Origin of the sequence: Frigoribacterium sp. Leaf8 (genome assembly GCF_001421165.1) — a bacterium.
GTDB lineage: Bacteria > Actinomycetota > Actinomycetes > Actinomycetales > Microbacteriaceae > Frigoribacterium.
Genome location: NZ_LMKB01000005.1, coordinates 1,346,340 through 1,346,816 on the forward strand (window position 1 = coordinate 1,346,340; position 477 = coordinate 1,346,816).

Consider the following 477-nt stretch of genomic DNA (forward strand, 5'->3'; position numbering starts at 1 on the left):
CGTGGTGCCACCGGTCGAACCCGAACCGGTGTCGGTGGTGCCGGTGCCCGTCGTGGTGCCCGTGCTGCTGCTGTCGCCGATCACCGAGACGGCATTGCCGCCCACGGTCACGGGCAGCCCCACCGACGGCACGATCTGCGTGCCCCCGAGGATGCCGTCGTCACCACTCGTGGTGCCGCCGGTCGAACCCGTACCGGCGCCGGTGGTGCCGGTGCCGGTGGTGCCGGTGCCGGTGCTGCTGCTGTCGCCGATGACCGAGATCGCGTTGCCACCGACCGTGACCGGGGTGGTCACCGTCGGGATCACCTGCGTGCCCCCGGCGACGGAGTCGTCACCGCTGGTGGCGGCGCCACCCGTGGTCGGACCCGTGCCGGCGCCGGTGGTGCCGGTGCCCGTCGTGGTGCCCGTGCTGCTGCTGTCGCCGACCACCGAGACGGCGTTGCCGCCCACGGTCACGGGCAGCCCCACCGACGGCAC

General features: G+C 74.2%; 1 pseudogene. It reads right to left on the reverse strand.

The annotated features are described in order from the left end of the window. Positions 1 to 477: pseudogene (locus ASL10_RS16370) on the reverse strand (hypothetical protein); the annotation flags it as partial.